This is a genomic window from Streptomyces avidinii (genome assembly GCF_045161815.1).
GTDB lineage: Bacteria > Actinomycetota > Actinomycetes > Streptomycetales > Streptomycetaceae > Streptomyces > Streptomyces avidinii.
In genome coordinates this window covers 3906044-3929018 of sequence record NZ_CP108863.1, presented here as the reverse complement: position 1 = coordinate 3929018, position 22975 = coordinate 3906044, and the positions used below count along the sequence as shown (strand labels likewise).

Below are 22975 nucleotides of genomic sequence, written 5' to 3'. Positions count from 1 at the left end.
CCCTGCCGGTATGCCGTATCTGACAGAGTGTCAGTCGATCAAGATTTCAGATAGGTGAGAACGGCCAGTACTCGCCGGTGATCCCCGTCACTCGGCGACAGGCCCAATTTCATGAAGATGTTGCTGACGTGCTTTTCCACCGCACCGTCACTGACGACGAGCTGTTTCGCCACGGCGGAATTCGTCCGGCCCTCGGCCATCAGCCCGAGCACCTCCCGCTCGCGCGGGGTCAGGCCCGCCAGCACGTCCTGCTTGCGGCTGCGGCCGAGCAGCTGGGCGACGACCTCGGGGTCCAGGGCCGTACCGCCCCGGGCCACCCGCACCACCGCGTCCAGGAACTCCCGCACCTCGGCCACCCGGTCCTTGAGCAGGTACCCCACTCCGGTACTGGAACCGGCCAGCAGTTCGGTGGCGTACTGCTCCTCCACGTACTGGGACAGCACGAGCACACCTATCCCGGGGTAGTCGCGGCGCAGCCGGACGGCCGCCCGTACGCCCTCGTCGGTGTGGGTCGGCGGCATCCGCACGTCCGCTACCACCACATCCGGCAGCGCGCCCTCCGCCGCCAGGTCCGCCACTGTCTTGAGCAGGGCTTCCGCGTCCCCGACGCCCGCCACGACGTCATGCCCCCGGTCGGTCAGCAACCGGGTCAGGCCCTCACGCAGCAGCACTGAATCCTCGGCGATGACCACCCGCACCTTGTCTTCCACGACTCAGCAGCTCCGCATCCACTTGGTCCCGCACTACCCGACTCAGCCAAGCATCCCAGCCTTAAGTCCCGGTGAAGGCAGAGCCGGGACAACGCGTCGGCGTACGGGGGGAGTTTTCGAGTACCGGAAGGTCGCATACCGAAGACGGGTGCTGCGCGCGGCGGGAGTTGCGAGGGGACGGGGGACGGGGGACGGGGGGGACGAGGGGAAGGGATCGCGGAAGGGCCGGGCCACCCGGCCCGGCCCTTACCCGGTGATCGTCGGGCGAGGCCCTACGCCCGCCAGGGCAGCTCGGCCGTGACCGTCGTCCCGCCCCCGGCGGGGGAGTCGACGACCAGCACCCCGTCCACGGCGTCCAGCCGCTCGGTCAGCCCGGCCAGCCCCGTCCCCTCCGACGGCCCGGCCCCGCCCAGGCCGTCGTCGGCGACCTGGATCAGCAGCCGCTCCCCGGACCTCCACACGTCCACCGAGGCCGACCGGGCCCGGGAATGCTTGCTGATGTTCTGCAGCAGCTCCGACACCGTGAAGTAGGCGATCCCCTCGATCGCCGCCGCGGGCCGGGCCGGCAGATCCACGGCCACCCGTACGGGCACCGCGCACCGCGCCGCCACCGACGACAGCGCCGCGTCCAGCCCGCGGTCGGTCAGTACGGCCGGATGGATCCCGCGCGCCAGGTCGCGCAGCTCCTGGAGGGCGATCTTCACCTCGCCGTGCGCCTCGTCCACCATGTGGGCGGCGGCGCGCGGGTCCTCGGTCAGCTTCTCCTTCGCCAGCCCCAGGTCCATCGCCAGCGCCACCAGCCGGGCCTGCGCCCCGTCGTGCAGGTCCCGCTCGATGCGCCGCAGGTCGGCGGCGGCGGTGTCCACGACCACCCCGCGGTCGGACTCCAGCTCGCTGACCCGGTCGGCCAGGCCGGACGCCCCGAGCAGCCCGCCGACCATCACCCGGTCGACGGTGGTCAGGGCCCGGATCACCCAGGGGGTGGCGAGGGTGATCGCCAGCCCGACCAGGGCGGCGAGGGCGATCTCGGCGGGCGAGTCGAGATAGAAGGTGTAGTCGTCGTTCTGGAAGAGCTGCAGACCGGGCTGGTCGGTGTAGGCCGGGAACACCCAGAACCAGAGCGGGTACAGCAGGTACGCCCAGCCGCACGCCCACAGCACCAGGGACAGGCAGAAGGAGAACACCGCCCACGGGAAGTGGATCACCGAGTACAGCACGTGACGCCAGGCGCTCCCGCTCTTGAGCAGCGCCCCCATGGCTGCGAGCGGCCCGGCCTTCCCGGCCCGGATCGGCGCCGGCGCGGCGATGGCGGTCCCGAGCAGCACGCGCACCCGGGCCCGCTCCAGGTGCCCGAACCCGCGGCACATGGCGAGCACGCCGGCGAGCACCGGAACGCCGAGGAAGGTCACGAGCAGCCCCGCGCCGAGGCTCACACCGGTGATGGCGAGCGAGAAGTACAGCGTGCTCAGCGGCAGCCCGATCAGCAGGTACCCGAACTCCCGCCAGGTCCGCCCCTCGACCGGAGCCCGCAGTACCGCCCCGACCCCGCCCTTGCCGTTGCCCATGATTCCGACCCACCCTTCCAAGCCGCCGATACCCCTCCACCCTGCCGCCCCGCCCACCCCACAACCATGCGGCGAGTAGGCCTCTCCACCGGGGGGTTAACCCCACCCACCCCGCCGGCGTTCGAGGCGGCGCCACCAAAATCCAGCCTCGCCGGCGTTCGAGGCGGCGGTGCCGCCAAATCCAGCCTCGCCGGCGTTTGAGGCGCGGGGTCCGGGGCGGAGCCCTGGTAAACGGCGCCGCAGTGGAGTCCGTACGGGACCCGGCCTGCAGCCCCGCCGGCGAGGCGCACGGCGCAGCCCCGGGAAACGGCGCCGCGCCCGGCACGCGAACCGGACCCGCACGCGACACGCGAACGGGACCCCCGCCCACCCGGACGGGAGTCCCGCTCACCCACACAACAAGGGGGCCCGGGGGGCCTACCCCCGGTCCCGCCACGGCAGCTCGGCCGTGACCACGGTCCCCGCCCCGGCGGGCGAGTCCACCACCAGCACCCCGTCCACCGCCCCCAACCGCTCCGCCAGCCCCGCCAACCCGCTCCCCCCGGACGCACTCGCCCCGCCCCGCCCGTCGTCGGACACCCGCAGCATCAGCCGAACCCCCGTCCGCCACACCTCCACCGTCGCGCCCCGCGCCCCCGGCCCCGCGTGCTTGCTCACGTTCTGCAGCAGCTCGGACACCACGAAGTACGCGATCCCCTCGATCGCCTCCGCCGGCCGCGCCCCCGGCAGGTCCACCGCCACCTTCACCGGCACCACGCACCGCGCCGCCACCGACGACAGCGCCGCGTCCAGCCCCCGGTCCGTCAGCACCGCCGGGTGGATCCCCCGCGCGAGGTCCCGTAGCTCCTGGAGTGCCAGCTTCACTTCCCCGTGCGCCTCGTCGACCATCGCCGCCGCGCCCTCCGGGTCCTCCAGCAGCTTCTCCTTGGCCAGGCCCAGCCCCATCGCCAGCGCCACCAGCCGGGCCTGCGCCCCGTCGTGCAGGTCCCGCTCGATGCGCCGCAGGTCGGCCGCCGCCGTGTCGACCACCACGCCCCGGTCCGACTCCAGCTCCGCGATCCGCCGCTCCAGGTCGTCGGAGGGCGACAGCAGGCCCCGTACCATCGCCCGGTCCACGTTGGCCATCAGCCGCACCAGGTAAGGCAGCACCGGCCACAGCACGAACAGGCCGGTCAGCGCTACCGTGAAGGTGAGTACTCCCCACGGCAGCCGGATCAGCTGGTACAGCACCGTCCGCCAGCCGACCGGATCCTTGATGCTCGTCCACAGCCAGGGGAAGAATCCGCCGGCCCGCTTCGGACCGGGGATCGGGGTCGGCTCGTCCACCCGCACGCCCAGCAGGCCGCGGGCGCGGGCCCGATCCAGCCGTCCCAGATGACGGGACAGATTCAGACCGCACGCGAGCAGCGGAATTCCGATCGCGGTCACGGAAAGACCGCCCGCAGTGGAAACCATGACAACCGCGTAAACGAAACCGACGACCGCCAGCGGCAGGTTGCTCAGCAGATAGGCGATCTCCTTCCACGTCACCGCGCTGAAAACAGCGCGTACGGGGGCAGGACGATCGTTGTCGGGGATGGCATGGCTCAGGGTCATGCGCCACAGCCTGTCAAGTGCGACCCGCTGATGCCATGGGGTGGCCGGGGTGCTGTGAACGGGGGATAACCCCACCCTGTGTGAGGCAGGCCCTAGACTCCCGTCCGTACCAGATCGTCGACAGTGACCGAGGAGCGAGGAACGGACGTGCCCGAACCAACGGTATCGACCGTAACCGTGCTCGCGGCGGACTACTTCCGGAGCTATTCGGTCGTCGGTCTGCTGGCCCTCCTCGGTGTGCTCTTCGTGGCCGTCGCCTTCGGAGCGGGCCGCCTGCTGCGGCCCGTCGTGCCGACCCCCGAGAAGCTGCTGACCTACGAATGCGGAGTGGACCCGGTCGGCGAGGGCTGGGCGCACACCCAGGTCCGCTACTACGTCTACGCGTTCCTCTACGTCATCTTCGCCGTCGACTCGATCTTCCTGTTCCCGTGGGCGACGGTGTTCGCCGCCGCCGGTTACGGCGCCACGACGCTGGTGGAGATGTTCATCTTCCTGGGCTTCCTGGCCGTCGGCCTGCTCTATGCGTACAAGAAGGGCGTCCTCGAATGGACGTGACACCTCAGCCGGAGCTGCTCCCGGAGCCCAAGCGCCTGGGAGTCCTCTCCCGCCTGGCCCCGGAACCGATGAAGGTGGTCCTGAACTGGGGCCGCCGGTACAGCCTGTGGGTCTTCAACTTCGGCCTGGCCTGCTGCGCGATCGAGTTCATCGCCGCGTCCATGGCCCGGCACGACTTCATCCGGCTCGGCGTGATCCCCTTCGCGCCGGGGCCGCGCCAGGCCGACCTCATGATCGTCTCGGGCACCGTCACGGACAAGATGGCCCCGGCCGTGAAGCGGCTCTACGAGCAGATGCCGGAGCCGAAGTACGTCATCTCCTTCGGCGCCTGCTCCAACTGCGGTGGCCCCTACTGGGACTCGTACTCGGTGACCAAGGGCGTCGACCAGATCATCCCGGTCGACGTCTACGTGCCGGGCTGCCCGCCGCGTCCCGAGGCGCTCCTCCAGGGCATCCTCAAGCTCCAGGAGAAGATCGCCCGCGAATCGCTGGCGGAGCGGTACGCGACCGGGCCGTCGGTGTCGCAGCTGACGAGCGGCCTGGTCACCCCGCCGCCCGCACCCACCCCGGGGGCCGGCGCGTGAACCTCTACGACTCCCTCCCCGACGCGGCGGCGACGGTCTTCGGCGCCGAGGCCGTCGCCGAGTTCTCGTACGACGTCCTCACCGTGGACGTGCCCGTCGGCAGCTGGATCTCCGCCCTCGAAATCGCCCGGGACAAGCTCGGCTGCACGTACTTCGACTGGCTGAGCGCGGTGGACGAGCCCGGCACCGGCTTCCGGATCTGCGCGCACGTCGTGTCCCTGGAGAACCACCGGGTGCGCCGGCTGCTGCTGCGCACGACCGTTCCGCACAGCGCCGCCTCCCTGCCGTCCGCGGTCGCCGTCTACGCGGGCGCGGAATGGCACGAGCGGGAGACCTTCGAGATGTTCGGGGTGACCTTCACCGACCACCCGAACCTCGTCCCCCTCCTCCTCCCGGAGAACTTCGAGGGACACCCGCTGCGCAAGGACTTCGTCCTCGCCGCGCGCGTCGCCAAGGCCTGGCCCGGAGCCAAGGAGCCGGGCGAGGCGCACGACCCGGACGCGCCCAGGCGCCGTCAGATGCTTCCGCCGGGCGTTCCGGACCCCAACGACTGGGGCCCGATGAAGGGCCAGCTCCCGCCGGCCCCCGCCCGCCCGGCCCGTACCCCGCGCGCGGCCGGCGCCGCGGGCGCCGCCGCACGCACCCCGCGCGAGGGCGCACCCGTGCGCCGTACCCGCTCGGTCACCGAAGGCTCGGCCACCCAGGCCCCGGCGGAGGCGGCGACCGAAGAAGCCGCGCCCCGCCCGCCGCGCCGTACCCGTTCGGTGTCGGAGGGCTCGGCGAGCCAGTCACCCCCGGCCGAAGCGGCCACGGAGGCGACCGGGGAGGCCGCGCCCCGCCCGCCGCGCCGTACCCGTTCGGTGTCGGAGGGCTCGGCGAGCCAGTCACCCCCGGCCGACGCACCGAAGCAGGCGCCGCGCAGCTCGGACGCCCCCTGGCACGACCCGAAGCCCGCCTTCGAGGAGCCGCCGACCCCGCCGGAGGCGGACCGGCAGACCTCGCCGGAGGCGGAACCGGCGGAACCGGCGGAACCGGCGGCACCGCCTGCCCCGGCGAGGCGGGACGCCGCCCCGGAGTCCGAACCCCGGACCACCCCCAAGACCGACCCCACCCCCGACAACGGAGGCGACGCGTGAACGACGTCCTCGACGTCGCCCTGCGGCTGATCGTCGTCTTCGCCGTCTTCCTCGTGCTCCCGCTCATCGTCGGGCAGACCGAGCACAAGGTGATGGCCCACATGCAGGGCCGCCTCGGCCCCATGTACGCCGGCGGCTTCCACGGCTGGGCCCAGCTCGTCGCCGACGGCGTGAAGTTCGCGCAGAAGGAGGACATCGTCCCGGCGGGCGCCGACCGCCGGATCTTCCAGCTCGCCCCCGCCGTCGCCCTGCTGCCGTACCTCCTCGTCCTCCTGGCCATCCCGATCGGCCCGGGCGAGGGTGCCGTCGGCCAGCTCATCGACGCGGGTCTGTTCTTCGTACTGGCCGTCATGGGCGTCGGAGTCCTCGGCTCCCTGATGGCCGGCTGGGCCTCCGCGAACAAGTTCTCCCTGCTTGGCGGCCTGCGCACCGCCGCCCAGCTGCTCGCCTACGAGCTCCCCATGCTGCTCGCCGCCGCCTCGGTGGCCATGGCGGCCGGGACGGTCTCCCTCCCCGGAATCGTCGAGAGCTTCCAGTGGTGGTGGCTGCCCTGGCAGATCGTCGGCGCGCTCGTCTTCTTCACCGCCGGCCTCGCCGAACTGCAGCGGCCCCCCTTCGACATGCCGGTCGCCGACTCCGAGATCATCTTCGGCGCGTACACCGAGTACACCGGCCTGCGCTTCGCGCTGTTCCTGCTCGCCGAGTACGCCGGCATCGTCGTCCTCTGCTTCCTCACCACCGTCCTCTTCCTCGGCGGCTGGCACGGACCCTTCGGTACCGACGACATCGGCTGGGTCTGGACCCTGCTCAAGACCGCGATCCTCGCCTTCGTCGTGATCTGGCTCCGCGTGAGCTACCCGCGCCTGCGCGAGGACCAGCTCCAGAAGCTCGCCTGGACCACACTCATCCCGCTCGCGCTCGCCCAGATCGCGCTCACCGGCATCGTGAAGGTGGCGATCCAGTAATGCCCATCCCCGGATCCGGCCTGGCCAAGGGCCTGGCCGTCACGCTGCGCACGATGACGAAGCGCTCGCACACGGCGCAGTACCCCGAGGTCCAGCCCGAACTCCCGCCCCGCTCCCGCGGAGTCATCGGTCTGTTCGAGGAGAACTGCACCGTCTGCATGCTCTGCGCCCGTGAGTGCCCCGACTGGTGCATCTACATCGACTCCCACAAGGAGACGGTCCCGGCGTCCACCCCCGGTGGCCGCGAGCGCAGCCGCAACGTCCTCGACCGCTTCGCCATCGACTTCTCCCTCTGCATGTACTGCGGTATCTGCATCGAGGTGTGCCCCTTCGACGCCCTCTTCTGGTCGCCGGAGTTCGAGTACGCGGAGACCGACATCCACGAGCTGACCCACGAGCGCGACAAGCTCCGCGAGTGGATGTGGACCGTCCCGGCGCCGCCCGCGCTGGACCCGGCCGCCGAGGAACCCAAGGAGATCGCCGCCGCCCGCAAGGCAGTGGAGAAGGCCGAAGCCGCAGCCGCCGCGGCGGCTGCCGCCGCCCGGGCGGCCGAGACCCAGCCGCCGACCGAACCGCCGACCGAGCCGACCCCGGAGGGAGACGCGTGAGCCCCACCGCCACCCTGGCCGCAGCCGCCACCACCGGGCCCGGCTTCCTCTCCCCGACCGGCGTCGAGATCGCCTTCGTCCTCGTCGGACTCGCCACCCTCGGCGCGGCCCTCGTCACGGTCACCACCAAGCAGCTGGTGCACGCAGCCCTGTGGCTGGTCGTCGCGCTCGGCGGCATCGCCGTCGAGTACCTGCTGCTGACCGCCGAGTTCATCGCCTGGGTCCAGGTCCTCATCTACCTCGGCTCCGTGGTCGTCCTCCTCCTCTTCGGACTGATGCTCACCAAGGCCCCCATCGGCCGCTCCCCGGACGCGGACTCCGGCAACCGCTGGATCGCGCTCGGCGTCGCCGTCGTCGCTGCCGTGTCGCTCGTCTGGGTGGTCGTCGACGCCTTCCGCACCACCTGGATCGACCTCGACGGACCGGTCCAGGGCTCCACGAAGGTCTCCGGCGAGATCCTCTTCCAGCACTGGGTGTTGCCCTTCGAGGCGCTCTCCGTCCTCCTCCTCGCGGCCCTGATCGGCGCCATCGTGCTGTCCCGCAGGAACGACCCCGCCGACGCCAGCGACAAGGGGCAGCGCTGATGCACCTCGCCTACCCCGCCGTACTCGCGGCGCTCCTCTTCTGCACGGGCCTGTACGGAGTACTCGCCCGCCGCAACGCCATCCTGGTCCTGATGTCCGTCGAGCTGATGCTCAACGCCGTCAACCTGAACCTGGTGGCCTTCGACGTCTGGCTGCGCGACGCCCTGCACGCCGGCCAGGCCCTCACCCTCTTCACCATCGCGATCGCCGCCGCCGAGATCGGCATCGGCCTCGCGATCGTGCTGATGGTGTACCGCAACCGGGGCACCTCCGACGTCGACCGGCTGCGCGACACCGCCGAGGGCCACGAGCCCGCCGCGAACAACCAGAGCGAGGTCACCGCGTGAGCACCACGACCCTCGCCGTCCTCGTCCCGCTGCTGCCCTTCCTGGGCGCGGTGGCGGGACTGCTGCTCGGCCGCACCGCCCCCGGCTTCGTCCGGCCGCTCGCGATCCTGCCGACGCTCGCCGCCGCCGTACTGGCCGTCATCGTCGCCGTCCGCCAGGGCGGCGGTCCGGCGATCAGCACCGCGACCGAGCTGACCCCGACCGGCTCGGTGCCGATCGACCTCTCGCTCTACATCGACGGCTTCGCCGCACTGGTCGCCGTCCTGGTCGGCGTGGTCGCCACCTGCGTACAGGTCTACTCGACGGCGTACCTCCGTGAGGACCCGCGCTACCCCTCGTATGCCGCGCTCGTCTCACTGTTCACCTCCGCCATGCTGCTCGTCGTCTACTCCGGCGACCTGATGGTGCTGCTGGTCGGCTGGGAGATCATGGGCATCTGCTCGTACTTCCTGGTCGGCCACTACTGGGAGACCGAAGCGGCCCGCTCCGCCTCCCTGAAGGCCTTCCTCGTCACCAAGCTCGGTGACGTCCCCTTCCTGATCGGCCTGTTCGCGCTCGCCACCGACGCCGGCTCCTTCCAGATCACGAAGATCCTGGGCACCGTCGCCGCGGGCGGACTCGACCACCCGACCCTGATCGCGCTGCTCCTGCTCGCCGGAGTCGCGGGCAAGTCCGCGCAGTTCCCCCTGCACACCTGGCTCCCCGACGCCATGGCGGGCCCCACCCCGGTGTCGGCGCTGATCCACGCCGCGACGATGGTCGCCGCCGGTGTCTACTTCATCGCCCGTCTCCTGCCCGTCTTCGCGGCCTCCAGCGCCGCGCTGGTGGTCATGGCCGTGATGGCGGCCGTCACGATGGTCGGTTCCGGCCTGGCCGCCATCGCCCAGGACGACATCAAGCGAGTGCTCGCCTACTCCACGGTCGGCCAGCTCGGCTACATGGTCGGCGCCCTGGCCGTCGGCGACCGCGGCGCCGCCGTCTTCCACCTCCTGTCCCACGGCGCCTTCAAGGCGCTCCTCTTCCTCGGCGCCGGCGTGATCATCCACGCCGCCGGTACGAACTCCCTCGGCGCCATGTCCCGGATGGGCGGCCTGGCCCAGCGCATCCCCGACGCCTTCTGGACGATGACGATCGCGCTGCTCGCGCTCGCCGCCGTCCCGCCCTTCGCCGGCTTCTTCTCCAAGGAAGCCGTCCTCGTCGCCGCCGAGCACACCGCCACCGGCCACTCGGAATTCGCACCCAGCGCCGCCGGCTGGCTCGTACTCGTCGCCGGTCTGCTGACCGCCCTGCTCACCGCCGCCTACGCCACCCGGCTGTGGCTGATGGCCTTCCGCGGCCGGGGCGCGGCCGCCCCCGACCACGGCAAGGAACCCCTCGCCATGACCGGCGTGCTGTGGCTGCTGGCGATCCCGTCGGTCGGCTTCGGCCTCGCGGCGGGCCCCATCGCCGGCTGGTTCGACGGCGGGGAGCTCACCCCCACCCTGGTCACCTCGGTCCTCGGCACGGGCGCTGCGGCCATCGGCGCGATGCTGACCTACGCCCTGTGGCAGCGGGCCTCCGCGAAGGCCGCCCTCGCGACCGCCGCCGGCCCCCGGGCCGCAGCCGCAGCCGGGGAGCCCGCCGCTGTCGCCGCCGCCGAATCCGCCGCGGAAGCCCCCGAGGTGGCCGAGGTGACCCACGATCACCCCGCCGTCCCGGCCGGCCCCGCCGCCGACCCCGGCCAGGCGTTCCTCGGCCCGCTGCACCGCCACGCGGCCGACGGTTTCCACCTCGACGCCGTCTACGACCGGCTCTTCGTCCGGCCCGTCCGGGCCGCCGCGAGTCTCGTCCGCTTCCTCGACCGCGAGGTCGTGGACACGTACGTCCACGGCGCGGGCACCGGCACCCGGCTGCTCGGCGGCCTCGTCCGCCGCGCCCAGACCGGCAACGTGCAGAGCTACCTGAGCGCCCTGCTCGCCGGCGCCGTGGTCCTGGCGATCGCCACCGCCGTCCTCGCCAACGTCAACGCCGGATCGTGAGCCGTGAGTCAGCCGTGATTGATATCAGCCCGTCCGTGATGCAGTTCCTTCTGGCGTTCATCGTGGTCGCACCGCTCCTCGGTTCCGCCGCGGCGCTCCTGCCGGCCCCGCCCGGCCTCAAGGGCAAGAGCCCCGAACAGGCCGTGCTCCGCCACGGAGTGACCGTGACCGGCGTGATCCTCGCCGCGGCCATCGCCCTCACCCTGGGCTTCGACCACGACGCCCCGTCCCGCTTCCAGGCGACGACGGACATCAGCTGGATCCAGGCGCTGAACGTCCGGATCCACCTCGGCGTCGACGGCATCTCGCTCCCCCTCCTCCTGATGACCGCGCTGCTGTTCTTCCTCTGCGCGCTCTACAGCTACTTCAAGCTCCCCGTGGGCCCCTCCCCGAAGGCCTTCGTCGCGCTGCTCCTGGTCCTGGAGTCCGGCACCCTCGCCACCTTCGCCGTCCTCGACCTGCTGCTCTTCTTCCTCGCCTTCGAGATGGTCCTCATCCCGATGTACTTCCTCATCGCCCGCTGGGGCGGTGCTCAGCGGCAGGCCGCCGCCTGGAAGTTCATCCTCTACACGCTCCTCGGCTCCGTCGTCATGCTGCTCGGTCTGCTGCTGATCGGACTGAGCAGCGGCACTTTCGACATGGTGACACTGGCCTCTGACAACGGCCGCGAACTGTCCCGCACCACCCAGCTCCTGGCCGTCCTCTCCATCGGTCTCGGCCTCGCCGTGAAGACCCCGATGTGGCCCCTGCACAGCTGGCTGCCGGACGCCCACACCGCGGCGCCCACGGTCGGATCCGTCCTGCTGGCCGGCGTCCTGCTCAAGATGGGCACGTACGGGTTCGTCCGCATCCTGCTGCCCATCACCCCCGACGGCATGGCCACCTTCGCCCCCTACCTCGGCGCCTTCGCCGCCGTCGGCATCGTCTACGGATCGCTCGCCTGCCTCGCGCTGGCCCGCAAGGGGAACAAGGGCGACCTCAAGCGCCTCATCGCCTACTCCTCCGTCGGCCACATGGGCTTCGTCCTCCTCGGCATCGCGAGCATGACCCCCACCGGCGTCAACGGCGCGCTCTTCGCCAACATCGCCCACGGCCTGATCACCGGCCTCCTCTTCTTCCTGGTCGGCGCCCTCAAGGACCGCTACGGCACCGCCGACCTCGACACCCTCGCCGGAGCCACCGGCGCCGCCCTCTACGGCCGCGCCCCCCGCTTCGGCGCGCTCCTCGCCTTCGCCGCCGTCGCCTCCCTGGGCCTGCCGGGCCTCGCCGGCTTCTGGGGCGAGATGCTGGCCCTCTTCGGCGCCTTCGAGCCCGCCGAGGGCCTCTCGCGCCCCGCGTTCCTCACGTACATGACCATCGGAGCGTTCGGCACCCTGCTCACCGCCGCCTACCTCCTGATCGTCGTACGGCGCGTCTGCATGGGAGATCCGAAAGCCGGTCCCGAGCTCGCCGTCGCGGACGTCCAGCACTACGAGTTCGCCGCCTGGACCCCGCTCGTCGCCCTCACCGTCCTCGCCGGCCTGTGGCCCGCGGTCCTCCTCGGCCTCACCGACCCGGCCGTCCAGAAGCTCCTCGCAGGAGGCAATTCATGACGGCCATGACGGCCCTGACGGTCCTCTCCGCCGAGGCCCCGAGCCTGGTCCAGTCCGTCGACTGGCTCGCCATCGCACCCGTGGTGATCACCGCCGCCGTCGGCCTGGTCGTCCTCGTCGCCGACCTGTTCCTCGCGGAGCGCCACAAGCCGGTCCTCGGCTGGATCTCGGTGGCCGGCCTGGCCGTCGCGACCGCCACCCTGCTGCCCCTGCGCGCCGGTGACCGCGCCACCTTCTGCCTCACCGGCGACCCGGCGGCCTGCAGCTACGTCGCCGACCGCTTCACGATCGCCATCCAGTTCCTGGTCCTGGCCGGAGCCCTGGTCACCGCCCTGGTGTCGGTCACCGCCGTCCGGGACTCCCGCATGCCGGCCGGCGAGTACTGGTTCCTGCTGCTCTCCTCCGCCGCGGGCGCTGCCCTGCTGCCGGCCTCCCGCGACCTCGCCACCCTGATCGTCGCGCTCGAAGTCGCCTCGCTGCCCGCCTTCGCCCTCGTCGGCATGCGCCGCGGCGACCGGCTCTCCTCCGAGGCCGCCCTGAAGTTCTTCCTGTCCTCCGTCACCGCCACCGCCGTGTCGCTGATGGGCGTCAGCTTCGTCTACGCCACCACCGGCTCCCTGCACCTCACCCAGGTCGCCGACCGCCTCGAAGACGTTCCCGGGCAGCTCGACACCCTCGCCATGGCGGGTGTCGCGCTCACCCTCGTCGGCTTCGCCTTCAAGACCGCGGCCGTCCCCTTCCACTTCTGGGTCCCCGACACCTACGTCGGCGCCCCGCTGCCCATCGCCGGCTACCTCTCGGTGATCGGCAAGGCCGTCGGTTTCACCGGCCTCATCCTCGTCACGGTGATCGCCTTCCCGGCGTACTCCGACATCTGGGGCCCGGCCCTCGCCGTGCTGGCCGCGCTGACCATGACGCTCGGCAACGCCGCCGCGGTCCGGCAGTCCGCGGACCGGCCGAACAGCGCCGTACGGCTGCTCGCCTGGTCCTCGGTCGGCCAGGCCGGCTACCTGCTGGTCCCGATCGCCGCGGCCGCGTACTCCGACCGCGACCAGATCGGCTCCACCGTCGCCTACGCCCTCATGTACGCCGCCGTGAACCTCGGCGCCTTCTCCGTGGCCGCCCTGGTGGCCCGTACGAAGCCGCTGAACCGGATCAGCGACTACCGCGGCCTGTACGCCGAGCGCCCGCTGGCCGCCCTCTCGCTGGCCTTCTTCCTGCTCTGCCTGGCGGGTCTGCCGCCGGGCATCATCGGGCTCTTCGCCAAGGTCACCGTTTTCCGGTCCGCCGTCGACGCGGGCCTGGGGTGGCTGGCCGTGGTCATGGCGATCAACGTCGTCATCGCCCTGTACTACTACTTGCGCTGGACGGCACTGCTCTTCCGCACCCCCGAGGGCGCGCAGACCCCTACGCGGGCCCCCTGGCCGGTGACGGTCGCCGTCGTCCTCACCGCGATCACGGCGGTCGTCCTCTCCGGCGCCCCGGAAATCATCCTGCGCGTCACGACGGGCAGCCTCTTCGCGCAGTAACCGGCACGGTTAACCCGTACGGAGTAACGCCCGCCGCGGCCCCGCCGCCCCCCCGGCAAGGGGCCGCGGGAGGCGGCCGCCCCGCCGCGCCCTGGGAACCTGACGCCCTCACCTCGCGTTGACCAGGAAGGGAGGGTCCACTGGACCGTAGACCCTCACATCCATGACGGGCTCCCCTGCCGCACCACCTGGAGGGCGTACCGTGCACCGCCGGCACAACGGGCTCAAGACCGCCGTACTCCTCGGCGGGCTGTCCGCACTCATCATCCTCATCGGCAGCTTCTTCGGACGGGGCGGCCTGATCATCGCCGTCCTCGTCGCCCTCGGGACGAACGCCTACGCGTACTGGAACAGCGACAAGCTGGCTCTACGCGCGATGCGCGCCCGCCCCGTGAGCGAGTTCGAGGCTCCACAGCTCTACCGCATGGTGCGCGAGCTCTCCACGTCCGCGCGCCAGCCCATGCCACGCCTGTACATCTCGCCCACCGAGGCCCCCAACGCCTTCGCCACCGGCCGCAACCCGCGCAACGCCGCGGTCTGCTGCACCGAGGGCATCCTGCGCATCCTCGACGAGCGCGAGCTGCGCGGGGTCATCGGCCACGAGCTCAGCCACGTCTACAACCGCGACATCCTGATCTCCTCGGTCGCCGGGGCACTCGCCTCGGTGATCATGTTCCTGGTGAACTTCGCCTGGCTGATCCCGATCGGCCGGTCGAACGACGACGAGGGCCCCGGCCTCCTGGGCATGCTGCTGATCATGATCCTGGGCCCGCTGGCCGCCTCGGTGATCCAGCTGGCCATCAGCCGCTCCCGCGAGTACGAGGCCGACGCCTCCGGCTCCCAACTCACCGGGGACCCACTCGCCCTGGCCAGTGCCCTGCGCAAGCTCGACGCGGGCACCAAGCAGCTCCCGCTGCCCCCGGAGCCCCGGCTGGAAGCGGCGAGCCACATGATGATCGCCAACCCGTTCCGCCCGGGCGCGGGCCTTTCTAAGATGTTCTCCACACACCCTCCGATGGCCGAGCGCATCGCCCGGCTCGAACAGATGGCAGGCCGCCGCCAGTGAAGACAATCCTCAACATCATTTGGCTCATCCTCAGCGGCATCTGGCTGTTCCTGGGCTACCTCCTCGCAGGTGCGATCCTCTGCATCACGATCATCGGCATCCCGTTCGGCATCGCCGCCTTCCGCATCGCCGTCTACGCCCTCTGGCCCTTCGGCTACACCACGGTCGAGCGCCACGACGCGGGCGCCGGATCCGCCATCGGCAACGTCCTGTGGCTGGTCCTGGCGGGCTGGTGGCTGGCCCTGGGGCACATCTTTACGGGCATCGCGCTCTGCATCACCCTCATCGGCATCCCCTTCGGCATCGCCAACTTCAAGATGGTCCCGCTCGCCCTGCTCCCGCTGGGCCGCGAGATCGTCCCGACGGACGCGCCGTTCGCCTCCCGCTGACGCAGAAGCCGGCGTCGTGGACGCCGCCGCACACCCCGCCCGCAGGCCGTCCGGATCGGCCTGCGGGCGGAGTTGTCCACAGGCCCGGGCGGCTGTCGGTGGGGTGCGTCACCATGAACGCATGAACGAGACCGAGCAGTTGCTGGAGCAAGTCGCCGAGCGCGCGCGCAACTCCGCGCAGGGGTCCGGAGTGCCCCTGCCCGCCGCCCTGGGCACAGAGGAGATCGCCCGGGCCGAGGGCATACTCGGCTTCGCCCTGCCGCCCCTGCTCGCCGCGCTCTACACCCGTGTCGGTGACGGCGGATTCGGCCCGGAGTGCGGACTGCTGTCACTGCGCCACGCCGTCCGTGCCTACGGGGCGGGCCGCTCGTCGGCCTGGCGCTGGCCCGAGGGCGTGCTGCCGATAGCCGACTTCGGCTGCTCCATGTCCGTCTGCGTCGACTGCCGCTCCGACACCGCCCAGGTCCTGCTCTTCGACCCGAATCTCGGGGAGCCCGAGCTCGCCTGGTCCATCGACACCCCCGGCCTGGCCGCCTGGCTGCGCGGCTGGCTCGACGGCACCGCCTGGTACTGCGACGAGTCGCCGGCGGGGGAGGAGTACGACCTGGAGCTGACGCCCTGGGACGGGTTCAGATCCCGGATCTGAGCCGCCCCCGCAGCCAGTAGACGAAGGCGCCCGCAGCCAGCACCGCCGCCCCCCAGGCCGCCGACGCGAGGGGCAGCGCACACGCCAGCACCACACAGCCGGACAGCCCGACCACTGCCACGGCTCGACCCTTGACAGCTGAATCGAGAGTCCACGCGGAGGCGTTCGCGATCGCGTAGTAGACGAGCACCCCGAAGGAGGAGAAACCGATCGCGCCCCGCAGATCGGCGGTGGCCGCCAGCACCGCCACGACCGCACCCACCGCCAACTCCGCATGGTGCGGCACCTGATGCCGGGGATGGACGACAGCCAGCGCGCGCGGCAGATGACCGTCGCGCGCCATCGCCAGGGCCGTCCGCGAAACCCCGAGCACGAGCGCCAGCAGCGAGCCCAGCGCGGCCAGGGCCGCGCCCACCCGCACCACCGGGGCCAGTTCGGGCCGACCGGCCGCCCGCACCGCGTCGGCGAGCGGGGCAGCCGACCGTGCCAGCCCCTCGACGCCGAGCACCGACAGAGCCGCCACCGCCACCGCGGCGTACACCAGCAGCGCGATCCCCAGCGCGAGCGGCACCGCCCGCGGGATCGTCCTTTCCGGCTCGCGCACCTCCTCGCCCAGGGTGGTGATCCGGGCGTAGCCCGCGAAGGCGAAGAACAGCAGCCCGGCGCCCTGCAACAGCCCGAAGACACCCCAGTCCGAGCCGCCCGGCCGCGCCGCCCCCGCTGCCCCGGAGGACAGGCACACCACGACCACCCCGGCCAGCACCGCCAGCACCGTCGCCACGATCAGCCGGGCGACGCGGGCCGACCGCTGCACACCGCCGTAGCTCGCGGCGGTCAGCGCCACCACCGCCGCGACGGCCACGGCATGCTGCTGCCCGGGCCAGACGTACGCGCCCACCGTGAGGGCCATCGCCGCGCAGGAGGCGGTCTTGCCGATCACGAAGGCCCAGCCGGCCAGATACCCCCAGAAGGGGCCGAGCCGCTCGCGGCCGTAGACGTACGTGCCGCCGGAGGCCGGGTACCGGGCGGCCAGCCGCGCCGAGGAGTGCGCATTGCAGTAGGCCACGAGAGCCGCCACGGCCAGCGCGGCCAGCAGGGCGCCGCCCGCCGCCCGCGCCGCCGGCGCCAGAGCGGCGAAGATACCGGCGCCCACCATCGCGCCGAGTCCGACGACGACGGCGTCGGACACCCCCAGAGTGCGCCTCAACTCGTTTTCCACGGGCGGAGGGTAACCCCGCTAGATGACGCCCTCCCGGCCGGGAAGCGGCGTCCGTGCGCGCTCCCACCCTTCCAGCGCGGTCAGACACGCGTGGTCCATGTGGCGCAGCCCGCTCAGGTCCAGCCGTACCGGCTGCCCGTGCGGCAGCGCGTCCAGGGCGTCGAGCAGTTTCGGCAGCCGCAGGAAACTGGCGTTCCCCACGACCCGCACGCAGAGCTCCTCGTCCTCCCACACCTCCTCGATGTGCACGTGGGAGGTCTCCCAGGCCGCCTTGGCGACGGCGAGCCCCAGCCCGATCAGCACCCCCTCGAAGAGGTTGGTGACCAGGATCGCCGAGGCCGTGACCAGCAGCACCACCGCCTCGCCCCGGTGCGTCCGCCACAGCGCGGCCACCGCCCGGGCCGGCAGCAGCTTCCACCCCGCGTGCAGCAGCACCCCGGCCAGCGCGGCCAGCGGCACGCTCTCCAGAGCCCGGGGGAAGGCCACGGCGAAGAGCAGCAGCCAGCCGCCGTGCATCACCCTGGCCGCGCGGGTGCGCGCACCGGCCTCCACATTGGCGGCGCTGCGCACGATGACCGCGGTCATCGGCAGCGCCCCGAGCAGCCCGCACAGAGTGTTGCCCACGCCCTGGGCGATGAGTTCCTTGTCGTACTCCGTCCTCGGCCCGTCGTGCATGCGGTCCACGGCGGCCGCGCTGAACAGCGTCTCGGCGGACGCGATCAGCGCCAGCGCGACCACCGTCCCGGCCGCGCCGACCGAGGCCAGCACCCCGAAGTCCCCCCAGCCCGGCGGGGACACGGCTGCCAGAACGCCCGTCACCCGCACCTTCTCGACGGGCAGCCGCAGCAGGACGGCCACGGCGGTGGCGGCGGCCACCCCGACGAGCGCCCCGGGCACGATCCGCAGCCTGGCGGGCACCCGCCGCCAGGCGACCATGGCGGCGATGGTGCCCAACCCGAGCAGGACGGCGGCCAAGTCGGCCTGCGCCCCCAGCTCGTGCACCCCGCGCAGCTTCGCCAGGGTCTGCCCCGGAGCCTCCACACCGCCCAGGGCGTACAGCTGCCCGGAGATCAGCACCAGCCCGATCCCGGCCAGCATCCCGTGCACGACGGCCACGGATATCGCCCGGAACCACCGCCCGAGCCGCAGCGCCCCCATGCCCAGCTGCATCACCCCGGCGGCCAGCACCAGCACCCCGAGCGCGGGAAGACCGTAGGCCTGCACCGCCTCGTAGACGAGCACGGTCAGCCCGGCCGCGGGCCCGCTCACCTGCAGGGAGCTCCCGCGGAACCACCCGGTGACCAGCCCGCCGACCACCCCGGTGACGATCCCGAGTTCGGCCGGCACCCCGGAGGCGACCGCCACTCCCACGCACAGGGGGAGTGCGACCAGCGCGACGACGACGGACGCTCCGAAGTCATCGCGAAACGTGCCGGCCCCAGGCATGCGAGAACCCCCTGCCACGCGGTGATGTGATGCCACCAGCGTGGTGGGCGCACTCATCGCCGCCCAAGTACCCACAGGAGCCCGTAGTGGCGCGTGCGCCGCACACGCCCCGCACACACCCCCCCCTCGCAACCGCCGCGGCCCGGCGGTCCGTGAGGACCGCCGGGCCGGCGTGAGGCAGATCGCGGAGCTGGGGTCAGCGGTAGTTCACGAACTGGATCGCGAAGTCCAGGTCCTTGCCCTTGAGCAGCGCCTGGACCTCCTGGAGGTCGTCACGGCTCTTCGAGCTGACACGCAGCTCCTCGCCCTGGACCTGGGCCTTGACGCCCTTGGGACCCTCGTCCCGGATGATCTTCGCGACCTTCTTGGCGTTCTCCTGCGAGATGCCTTCCTCGATCGTGGCGAAGATCTTGTACTCCTTGCCGGACAGCTGCGGCTCCCCGGCGTCCAGCGCCTTCAGCGAGATCCCGCGCTTGACCAGCTTGGTCTCGAAGACGTCCAGGACGGCCTTCACGCGCTCCTCGGAGTTCGCCTCCATCAGGATCTTCTCGCCGGACCAGGCGATCGTGGCGCCGGTGCCCTTGAAGTCGTAGCGCTGCGAGAGCTCCTTGGCGGCCTGGTTGAGGGCGTTGTCGACCTCCTGCCGCTCGACCTTCGAGACGATGTCGAAACTGGAGTCGGCCATGTGCTGTGGCTCCTTGAAGTCGGTTGTGATCACCCCGGAGGGCGCGGCCGGACATCCCCGGCCCGCTCGGCAAAGCCTAGCCACCGCGCCCACCCGCAGCGCTGATCAATCCGGTGGTGAAGCACCCCCGGTCATCAGGTATCGTTTACGTCGTTGCCGGGGAGCGCCGCCGAAAGGCGGAAAAAACGGCAGCAACTCTTGGCGGTGTGCCCGAGTGGCCAAAGGGAGCAGACTGTAAATCTGCCGGCTCAGCCTACCCAGGTTCGAACCCTGGCGCCGCCACGCGAGTGGAACCCCCGTTCATCTGTGGAATCACAGTGAGCGGGGGTTCTTTCGTCATCGGCGGCGTCGGGCGCGAAAAGCGTTGGGCGCGGCCGACGCGGCTGCGGCATGCTGGCCGCATGATCAGCATCAGCAGCCGAAAGGCCCGTGCCGCGTAAGGCACCCTCGCAGGTCAGGATCGACCTGCCCGTCCCACCGCCCCGACCGCACGAGCGCGGCGTCGTCCAAGGCGTATCCGCCGCCACCCTCGCCGCGATCGCCCGCGTCGAACGGCGCCGCCTCTCGCGCGGCGACACCTACCGGTCCCTGCGGCACTGGCGCCGGACCGTCTACCAGCGGGGACCTTGGATCATCTACCCGGCGGCGGACGACGACCACGGTTGCTGCGACTGGGTGGGCTACTGCCGCGGGACGCTGGAGACCGTCTGCCACCTCCTCCCGCCCCGGGCCCGGCGCGAGTTGCGCGCCGTGATCGCGCCGCTCGACGAGCGCTTCCTCGCCCGTACCCTCAGCGACCCGTACGCCGCCCCGGGCGACCCCTGGTGGCAGCGCCGCCTGACGTACTGACCGGGGCCGACCGCAACATCGGCGGCCGCATTTCGTTCACCGGGGGTGAAATGGACATCTGACACACGTGGGAAGGTCGGTGGCGGGGTGCTCATGGCCCTGCTCGGCGCGGGGATCCCGGCCCTGGTGGGAGCGGCCCTCCACCCGGACGTGGGGGAGCCCTACGCGGAGACCCGGCTGTACTTCGGAACCCAACGGGCCGACGGCCGCGGCACGGTCGAGGAACGCGAGTTCATGCGGTTCCTGGACCGGGAGATCACCCCCGCCTTCCCCGAGGGACTGACCCTCCACGACGGTTACGGCCAGTGGCGGGGCCAGGACGGCAAGATCGTCCGCGAGACCTCGTACGAGGTGGTCCTGCTGTACCCGGAGAAGGAGGCCGGCGAGCGCAGCACGCGCATCGAGCGGATCCGGCAGGCCTACGAGGACCAGTACCAGCAGGACTCGGTCGGCCGGTCCGACGACAAGGTCAGCGCCGGGTTCTGACCCACGGGAGCGGCAGCCCGTCCGACGGCCGGGCCGCCGGACGGCCGTGGCAGCGGCCTCAGTTGCCGGCCACGTCCTTCACGGCCACCTGCACCGGCGTCGAGCCGGAGACCAGCTCCAGGGTCAGGCCCGCCGTCGCCGGCGTCTCGATCAGCTCGGCCAGAACCGCCGCCACGTCGTCGCGCGGGACGGCCCCGCGGCCCGTCTGAGCCTCCAGACGGACCAGGCCCGTCCCGGCGTCGTCGACCAGCGAACCCGGGCGCAGGACAGTCCACTCCAGGCCCAGACGGGTCCGTACGTGGTCGTCGGCCTCACCCTTGGCCCGCAGGTACGCGTCGAAGACCTCCTCGCCCCCGTGGTGCGCGTCGGCGCCCATCGAAGACACCATCAGGAAGCGCCGCACGCCGGCCCGTTCGGCGGCGTCGGCGAACAGCACCGCCGCGCCCCGGTCCACGGTGTCCTTCCGTCCGATCCCGCTGCCGGGTCCCGCACCGGCCGCGAACACCGCCACGTCCGCGTCCCGCAGAATCCCGGCCACATGGTCCACCGAGGCCGACTCCAGATCGCAGAGCACCGGCTCGGCGCCCGCCTGCCTCAGGGCGTCGGCCTGTGCCGGGTCGCGGATGATGCCCGCGACCTCGTAATCGCCCGCGGAGAGCAGTCGCTCCAGCCGCAGCGCGATCTGACCGTGTCCACCCGCGATGACGATGCGCATGACCCGACCGTACGACGACCCGGCCGCCCACGCCCGCGAACGCACGGCGAACTTCAGGGACCGGGCTCCGTCCGGCCCTGCCGGGGCAGGTCCAGAGCCACCGCGACGGCGGAGTCGCAGTACTCGCGTACGGCACTCGTACGGGCTACCACCCGCCCGCGGTGGATCACGATCCGGCTGTACGCGAGGGACAGCACGCCCGCGATCCGCTCCCCGCGTACGGCGAGCAGCTCCGCCGGGAAACCGGCCTCCACCCGGACCTCCGGCAGGCCCATGGCCTCACGGGCGCAGGCGCTGACCGACTCGTAGGCCTCGCCCGCCCGGAGGCCGCCCTGGGAGGCCAGCAGGTACGCGGCCTCCAGCGGGTCACCGCGGCCGACGGGGTTCCCGGCGTCCCGCAGCGCCCCGCTGCCGGCCGCGACGCGCACACCGGCGGCCCGCAGCAGCCGTACGGGTGCGGTGCGCAGGCCGCGGCGTTCCAGGGCCGCACAGTCGCCCTGGGGCAGGCAGGTCACGCGTACGCCGGCCGCGGCCAGCTGGTCGGCGGCGCGGGAGGCCGCGTCCAGCGGGAGCCGGGACAGGCCGCCGCAGGGGCCGATGGTCACCCCGGGGCGCAGCCCGCCGGCCATCACCGCGAGCCGGGAGAGGCGGGCCGGATCATCACCGTCCGTGTGCAGATCGACGGGGCAGCCGTGCTCGGCGGCGAGTTCCAGGACGGCTTCGAGGAAGCCCGTCGGGTCCGGGTCCAGGTCCGGGCAGCCGCCGATGACCGAGGCGCCCATCTTGACCGCGTCCCGCAGCATGGCGAGCCCGTCCGCCCCCGCCACCCCGGTCAGCAGCCGGGGGACGGCGACGGCGGTGAGGTCGGCGAGCCCGCGCAGCGAGCGGCGGGCCTGGAGCACGGCCTCCATGGGACCCAGGCCGTGCACGTCGCCGATGCGGACGTGGGAGCGGACGGCGGTGGCGCCGTGGCCGAGCTGGAGCAGGGCGGCTTCGGTGGCCCGGCGCTGGACCTCGTCCGGGGTGTAGGAGACGGGCCCTTCGCCGTCGGCGGTCAGCGCGGTGTCCCCGTGGGCGTGCGGCTCGGCGGGGGCGGGGAGCAGCAGGTAGCCGGACAGGTCCACCCGGGACAGCGCGGGGGAGGCGAGGCTGCCGGTGGTGCCGACGGCCTGGATCCGGCCGCCGCCGCAGCGGACGTCGACGGTTCGGCCGTCCGTGAGCCGGGCCCCGGCGAGCAGCAGGGTGGTGGATTCGGCTGCGGCCGCGTTGCCATGGCCGTTGCCGTTGCCGCTGCGGGGCGACTGGAACGGCTGCTGCGGCTGGCTGTCGGACATCGCGCTCCTGCGGTGGCTCGGGCGGTTCCTGGAGCCGTGGCAGTGGCAGTGGCAGTGGCCGAGTCTGCGGCCCGCGGCCCAAGATCACGCAGCGTGTGCCGAGCCTAGGGCGCGGCGCACCCCGCTTCACGGAAGAGCGCAATAGTCGTACCGGTGTGGTGCCCACGCGCCGCGGCGCCCGCATGTGCGCCCGGGTGGCCCCGGCGACTCCGTAGCTCCGAGTGACGATCGGCGGCTCCGAACGGGTACGGGAGTGTGAGCCCGCCCACAATCTGGCCGAAAAGCGGGTCGTGAGTGATCGACAGGTTGATCAAGAAGGTCCGGCGAACCCCCTCGGAGCCCTGTCCCTGC

The 22975-nt window shown here is 72.2% G+C and carries 23 protein-coding genes and 1 tRNA gene; 16 read left to right on the top strand and 8 right to left on the bottom strand.

The window, feature by feature from the left end; all coding sequences use genetic code 11:
* Window positions 1-38: 38 nt before the first annotated feature.
* From OG373_RS17280 to OG373_RS17270, 3 genes are all read right to left on the bottom strand, one after another.
* A complete protein-coding gene (locus OG373_RS17280) occupies window positions 39-698 on the bottom strand; it encodes a response regulator transcription factor (RefSeq protein WP_052874820.1) in 660 nt (219 codons plus the stop codon).
* Between the two features lie 284 nt (window positions 699-982).
* Window positions 983-2275 carry a sensor histidine kinase gene (locus tag OG373_RS17275; protein ID WP_405439130.1) on the bottom strand — a complete coding sequence of 431 codons (1293 nt, stop codon included), beginning with the start codon at window positions 2273-2275 and terminating at the stop codon, window positions 983-985.
* A 417-nt stretch (window positions 2276-2692) separates the two neighbouring features.
* On the bottom strand, window positions 2693-3871 hold the full coding sequence (locus OG373_RS17270) for a sensor histidine kinase (protein ID WP_405439129.1): 1179 nt from the start codon (window positions 3869-3871) through the stop codon (window positions 2693-2695).
* Between the two features lie 147 nt (window positions 3872-4018).
* Here OG373_RS17270 and OG373_RS17265 point away from each other — a divergent pair, with 147 nt between their 5' ends.
* The 13 genes from OG373_RS17265 to OG373_RS17205 all read left to right on the top strand — a co-directional run bounded on the left by OG373_RS17265 (window position 4019) and on the right by OG373_RS17205 (window position 15890).
* Window positions 4019-4426 carry an NADH-quinone oxidoreductase subunit A gene (locus tag OG373_RS17265; protein WP_069921479.1) on the top strand — a complete coding sequence of 136 codons (408 nt, stop codon included), beginning with the start codon at window positions 4019-4021 and terminating at the stop codon, window positions 4424-4426.
* Window positions 4417-5010, top strand: coding sequence for an NADH-quinone oxidoreductase subunit B (locus tag OG373_RS17260; RefSeq protein ID WP_397734806.1), 594 nt, complete (start codon window positions 4417-4419; stop codon window positions 5008-5010). The genes OG373_RS17265 and OG373_RS17260 overlap by 10 nt, the downstream gene beginning before the upstream one ends.
* Window positions 5007-6146, top strand: coding sequence for an NADH-quinone oxidoreductase subunit C (locus OG373_RS17255; RefSeq protein ID WP_405439128.1), 1140 nt, complete (start codon window positions 5007-5009; stop codon window positions 6144-6146). The genes OG373_RS17260 and OG373_RS17255 overlap by 4 nt, the downstream gene beginning before the upstream one ends.
* Entirely contained in the window at window positions 6143-7111 is a 969-nt protein-coding gene (locus OG373_RS17250) for an NADH-quinone oxidoreductase subunit H (protein ID WP_405439127.1), read from the top strand. The genes OG373_RS17255 and OG373_RS17250 overlap by 4 nt, the downstream gene beginning before the upstream one ends.
* Window positions 7111-7719 (top strand): NuoI/complex I 23 kDa subunit family protein, encoded by a 609-nt coding sequence (locus OG373_RS17245; protein WP_405439126.1) that lies wholly within the window; start codon window positions 7111-7113, stop codon window positions 7717-7719. The genes OG373_RS17250 and OG373_RS17245 overlap by 1 nt, the downstream gene beginning before the upstream one ends.
* A complete protein-coding gene (locus OG373_RS17240; RefSeq protein ID WP_397734797.1) occupies window positions 7716-8303 on the top strand; it encodes an NADH-quinone oxidoreductase subunit J in 588 nt (195 codons plus the stop codon). The genes OG373_RS17245 and OG373_RS17240 overlap by 4 nt, the downstream gene beginning before the upstream one ends.
* A complete protein-coding gene (nuoK, locus tag OG373_RS17235; protein WP_030726044.1) occupies window positions 8303-8650 on the top strand; it encodes an NADH-quinone oxidoreductase subunit NuoK in 348 nt (115 codons plus the stop codon). The genes OG373_RS17240 and nuoK overlap by 1 nt, the downstream gene beginning before the upstream one ends.
* Window positions 8647-10668, top strand: a complete 2022-nt coding sequence (locus OG373_RS17230; RefSeq protein ID WP_405439125.1) for an NADH-quinone oxidoreductase subunit L — start codon at window positions 8647-8649, stop codon at window positions 10666-10668. The genes nuoK and OG373_RS17230 overlap by 4 nt, the downstream gene beginning before the upstream one ends.
* A 38-nt stretch (window positions 10669-10706) precedes the next feature.
* Window positions 10707-12260 carry a NuoM family protein gene (locus tag OG373_RS17225; RefSeq protein ID WP_405444090.1) on the top strand — a complete coding sequence of 518 codons (1554 nt, stop codon included), beginning with the start codon at window positions 10707-10709 and terminating at the stop codon, window positions 12258-12260.
* Window positions 12257-13789, top strand: coding sequence for an NADH-quinone oxidoreductase subunit N (locus tag OG373_RS17220; RefSeq protein ID WP_405439124.1), 1533 nt, complete (start codon window positions 12257-12259; stop codon window positions 13787-13789). Before OG373_RS17225 ends, OG373_RS17220 begins: the two co-directional genes overlap by 4 nt.
* Before the next feature lie 202 nt (window positions 13790-13991).
* A complete protein-coding gene (gene htpX, locus OG373_RS17215; RefSeq protein WP_397735050.1) occupies window positions 13992-14855 on the top strand; it encodes a zinc metalloprotease HtpX in 864 nt (287 codons plus the stop codon).
* Window positions 14852-15244, top strand: a complete 393-nt coding sequence (locus OG373_RS17210) for a YccF domain-containing protein (RefSeq protein ID WP_397734792.1) — start codon at window positions 14852-14854, stop codon at window positions 15242-15244. The genes htpX and OG373_RS17210 overlap by 4 nt, the downstream gene beginning before the upstream one ends.
* Before the next feature lie 121 nt (window positions 15245-15365).
* Window positions 15366-15890 carry an SMI1/KNR4 family protein gene (locus OG373_RS17205; protein ID WP_405439123.1) on the top strand — a complete coding sequence of 175 codons (525 nt, stop codon included), beginning with the start codon at window positions 15366-15368 and terminating at the stop codon, window positions 15888-15890.
* Here OG373_RS17205 and OG373_RS17200 read toward each other — a convergent pair.
* From OG373_RS17200 to OG373_RS17190, 3 genes are all read right to left on the bottom strand, one after another.
* Window positions 15874-17109 carry an APC family permease gene (locus tag OG373_RS17200; RefSeq protein WP_405439122.1) on the bottom strand — a complete coding sequence of 412 codons (1236 nt, stop codon included), beginning with the start codon at window positions 17107-17109 and terminating at the stop codon, window positions 15874-15876. The two genes, OG373_RS17205 and OG373_RS17200, sit on opposite strands and share 17 nt — an antisense overlap.
* An 18-nt stretch (window positions 17110-17127) precedes the next feature.
* The gene (locus OG373_RS17195) at window positions 17128-18555 is read right to left on the bottom strand and encodes a SulP family inorganic anion transporter (protein WP_405439121.1); all 1428 of its coding nucleotides are present in this window, start codon (window positions 18553-18555) and stop codon (window positions 17128-17130) included.
* Window positions 18556-18751: 196 nt separating this feature from the next.
* On the bottom strand, window positions 18752-19240 hold the full coding sequence (locus OG373_RS17190; RefSeq protein ID WP_030009008.1) for a YajQ family cyclic di-GMP-binding protein: 489 nt from the start codon (window positions 19238-19240) through the stop codon (window positions 18752-18754).
* Window positions 19241-19440: 200 nt separating this feature from the next.
* Between OG373_RS17190 and OG373_RS17185 the strand changes: the two genes are divergently transcribed.
* From OG373_RS17185 to OG373_RS17175, 3 genes are all read left to right on the top strand, one after another.
* Window positions 19441-19522, top strand: a tRNA-Tyr gene (locus tag OG373_RS17185).
* A gap of 147 nt (window positions 19523-19669) precedes the next feature.
* Window positions 19670-20089, top strand: a complete 420-nt coding sequence (locus OG373_RS17180) for a hypothetical protein (protein ID WP_405439120.1) — start codon at window positions 19670-19672, stop codon at window positions 20087-20089.
* A gap of 93 nt (window positions 20090-20182) precedes the next feature.
* Entirely contained in the window at window positions 20183-20575 is a 393-nt protein-coding gene (locus OG373_RS17175; RefSeq protein ID WP_405444088.1) for a DUF3574 domain-containing protein, read from the top strand.
* Between the two features lie 58 nt (window positions 20576-20633).
* Here the strand turns inward: OG373_RS17175 and OG373_RS17170 are convergent, their stop codons facing one another.
* Window positions 20634-21290, bottom strand: coding sequence for an SDR family oxidoreductase (locus tag OG373_RS17170; RefSeq protein ID WP_405439119.1), 657 nt, complete (start codon window positions 21288-21290; stop codon window positions 20634-20636).
* Window positions 21291-21343: 53 nt separating this feature from the next.
* Window positions 21344-22624: an amidohydrolase family protein gene (locus OG373_RS17165; RefSeq protein ID WP_405439118.1), complete on the bottom strand. Its 1281-nt coding sequence runs from the start codon at window positions 22622-22624 to the stop codon at window positions 21344-21346.
* Between the last annotated feature and the right edge of the window lie 351 nt (window positions 22625-22975).

What these genes read in the sequence shown, in the direction of transcription:
- OG373_RS17275 (WP_405439130.1), bottom strand. Translation starts at nt 2,275, where the DNA reads ATGGGCAACGGCAAGGGCGGGGTCGGGGCGGTACTGCGGGCTCCGGTC.
- OG373_RS17270 (WP_405439129.1), bottom strand. Translation starts at nt 3,871, where the DNA reads ATGACCCTGAGCCATGCCATCCCCGACAACGATCGTCCTGCCCCCGTA.
- OG373_RS17260 (WP_397734806.1), top strand. Translation starts at nt 4,417, where the DNA reads ATGGACGTGACACCTCAGCCGGAGCTGCTCCCGGAGCCCAAGCGCCTG.
- OG373_RS17245 (WP_405439126.1), top strand. Translation starts at nt 7,111, where the DNA reads ATGCCCATCCCCGGATCCGGCCTGGCCAAGGGCCTGGCCGTCACGCTG.
- nuoK (WP_030726044.1), top strand. Translation starts at nt 8,303, where the DNA reads ATGCACCTCGCCTACCCCGCCGTACTCGCGGCGCTCCTCTTCTGCACG.
- OG373_RS17225 (WP_405444090.1), top strand. Translation starts at nt 10,707, where the DNA reads ATGCAGTTCCTTCTGGCGTTCATCGTGGTCGCACCGCTCCTCGGTTCC.
- OG373_RS17220 (WP_405439124.1), top strand. Translation starts at nt 12,257, where the DNA reads ATGACGGCCATGACGGCCCTGACGGTCCTCTCCGCCGAGGCCCCGAGC.
- OG373_RS17205 (WP_405439123.1), top strand. Translation starts at nt 15,366, where the DNA reads ATGAACGAGACCGAGCAGTTGCTGGAGCAAGTCGCCGAGCGCGCGCGC.
- OG373_RS17195 (WP_405439121.1), bottom strand. Translation starts at nt 18,555, where the DNA reads ATGCCTGGGGCCGGCACGTTTCGCGATGACTTCGGAGCGTCCGTCGTC.
- OG373_RS17190 (WP_030009008.1), bottom strand. Translation starts at nt 19,240, where the DNA reads ATGGCCGACTCCAGTTTCGACATCGTCTCGAAGGTCGAGCGGCAGGAG.
- OG373_RS17175 (WP_405444088.1), top strand. Translation starts at nt 20,183, where the DNA reads ATGGCCCTGCTCGGCGCGGGGATCCCGGCCCTGGTGGGAGCGGCCCTC.
- OG373_RS17170 (WP_405439119.1), bottom strand. Translation starts at nt 21,290, where the DNA reads ATGCGCATCGTCATCGCGGGTGGACACGGTCAGATCGCGCTGCGGCTG.
- OG373_RS17165 (WP_405439118.1), bottom strand. Translation starts at nt 22,624, where the DNA reads ATGTCCGACAGCCAGCCGCAGCAGCCGTTCCAGTCGCCCCGCAGCGGC.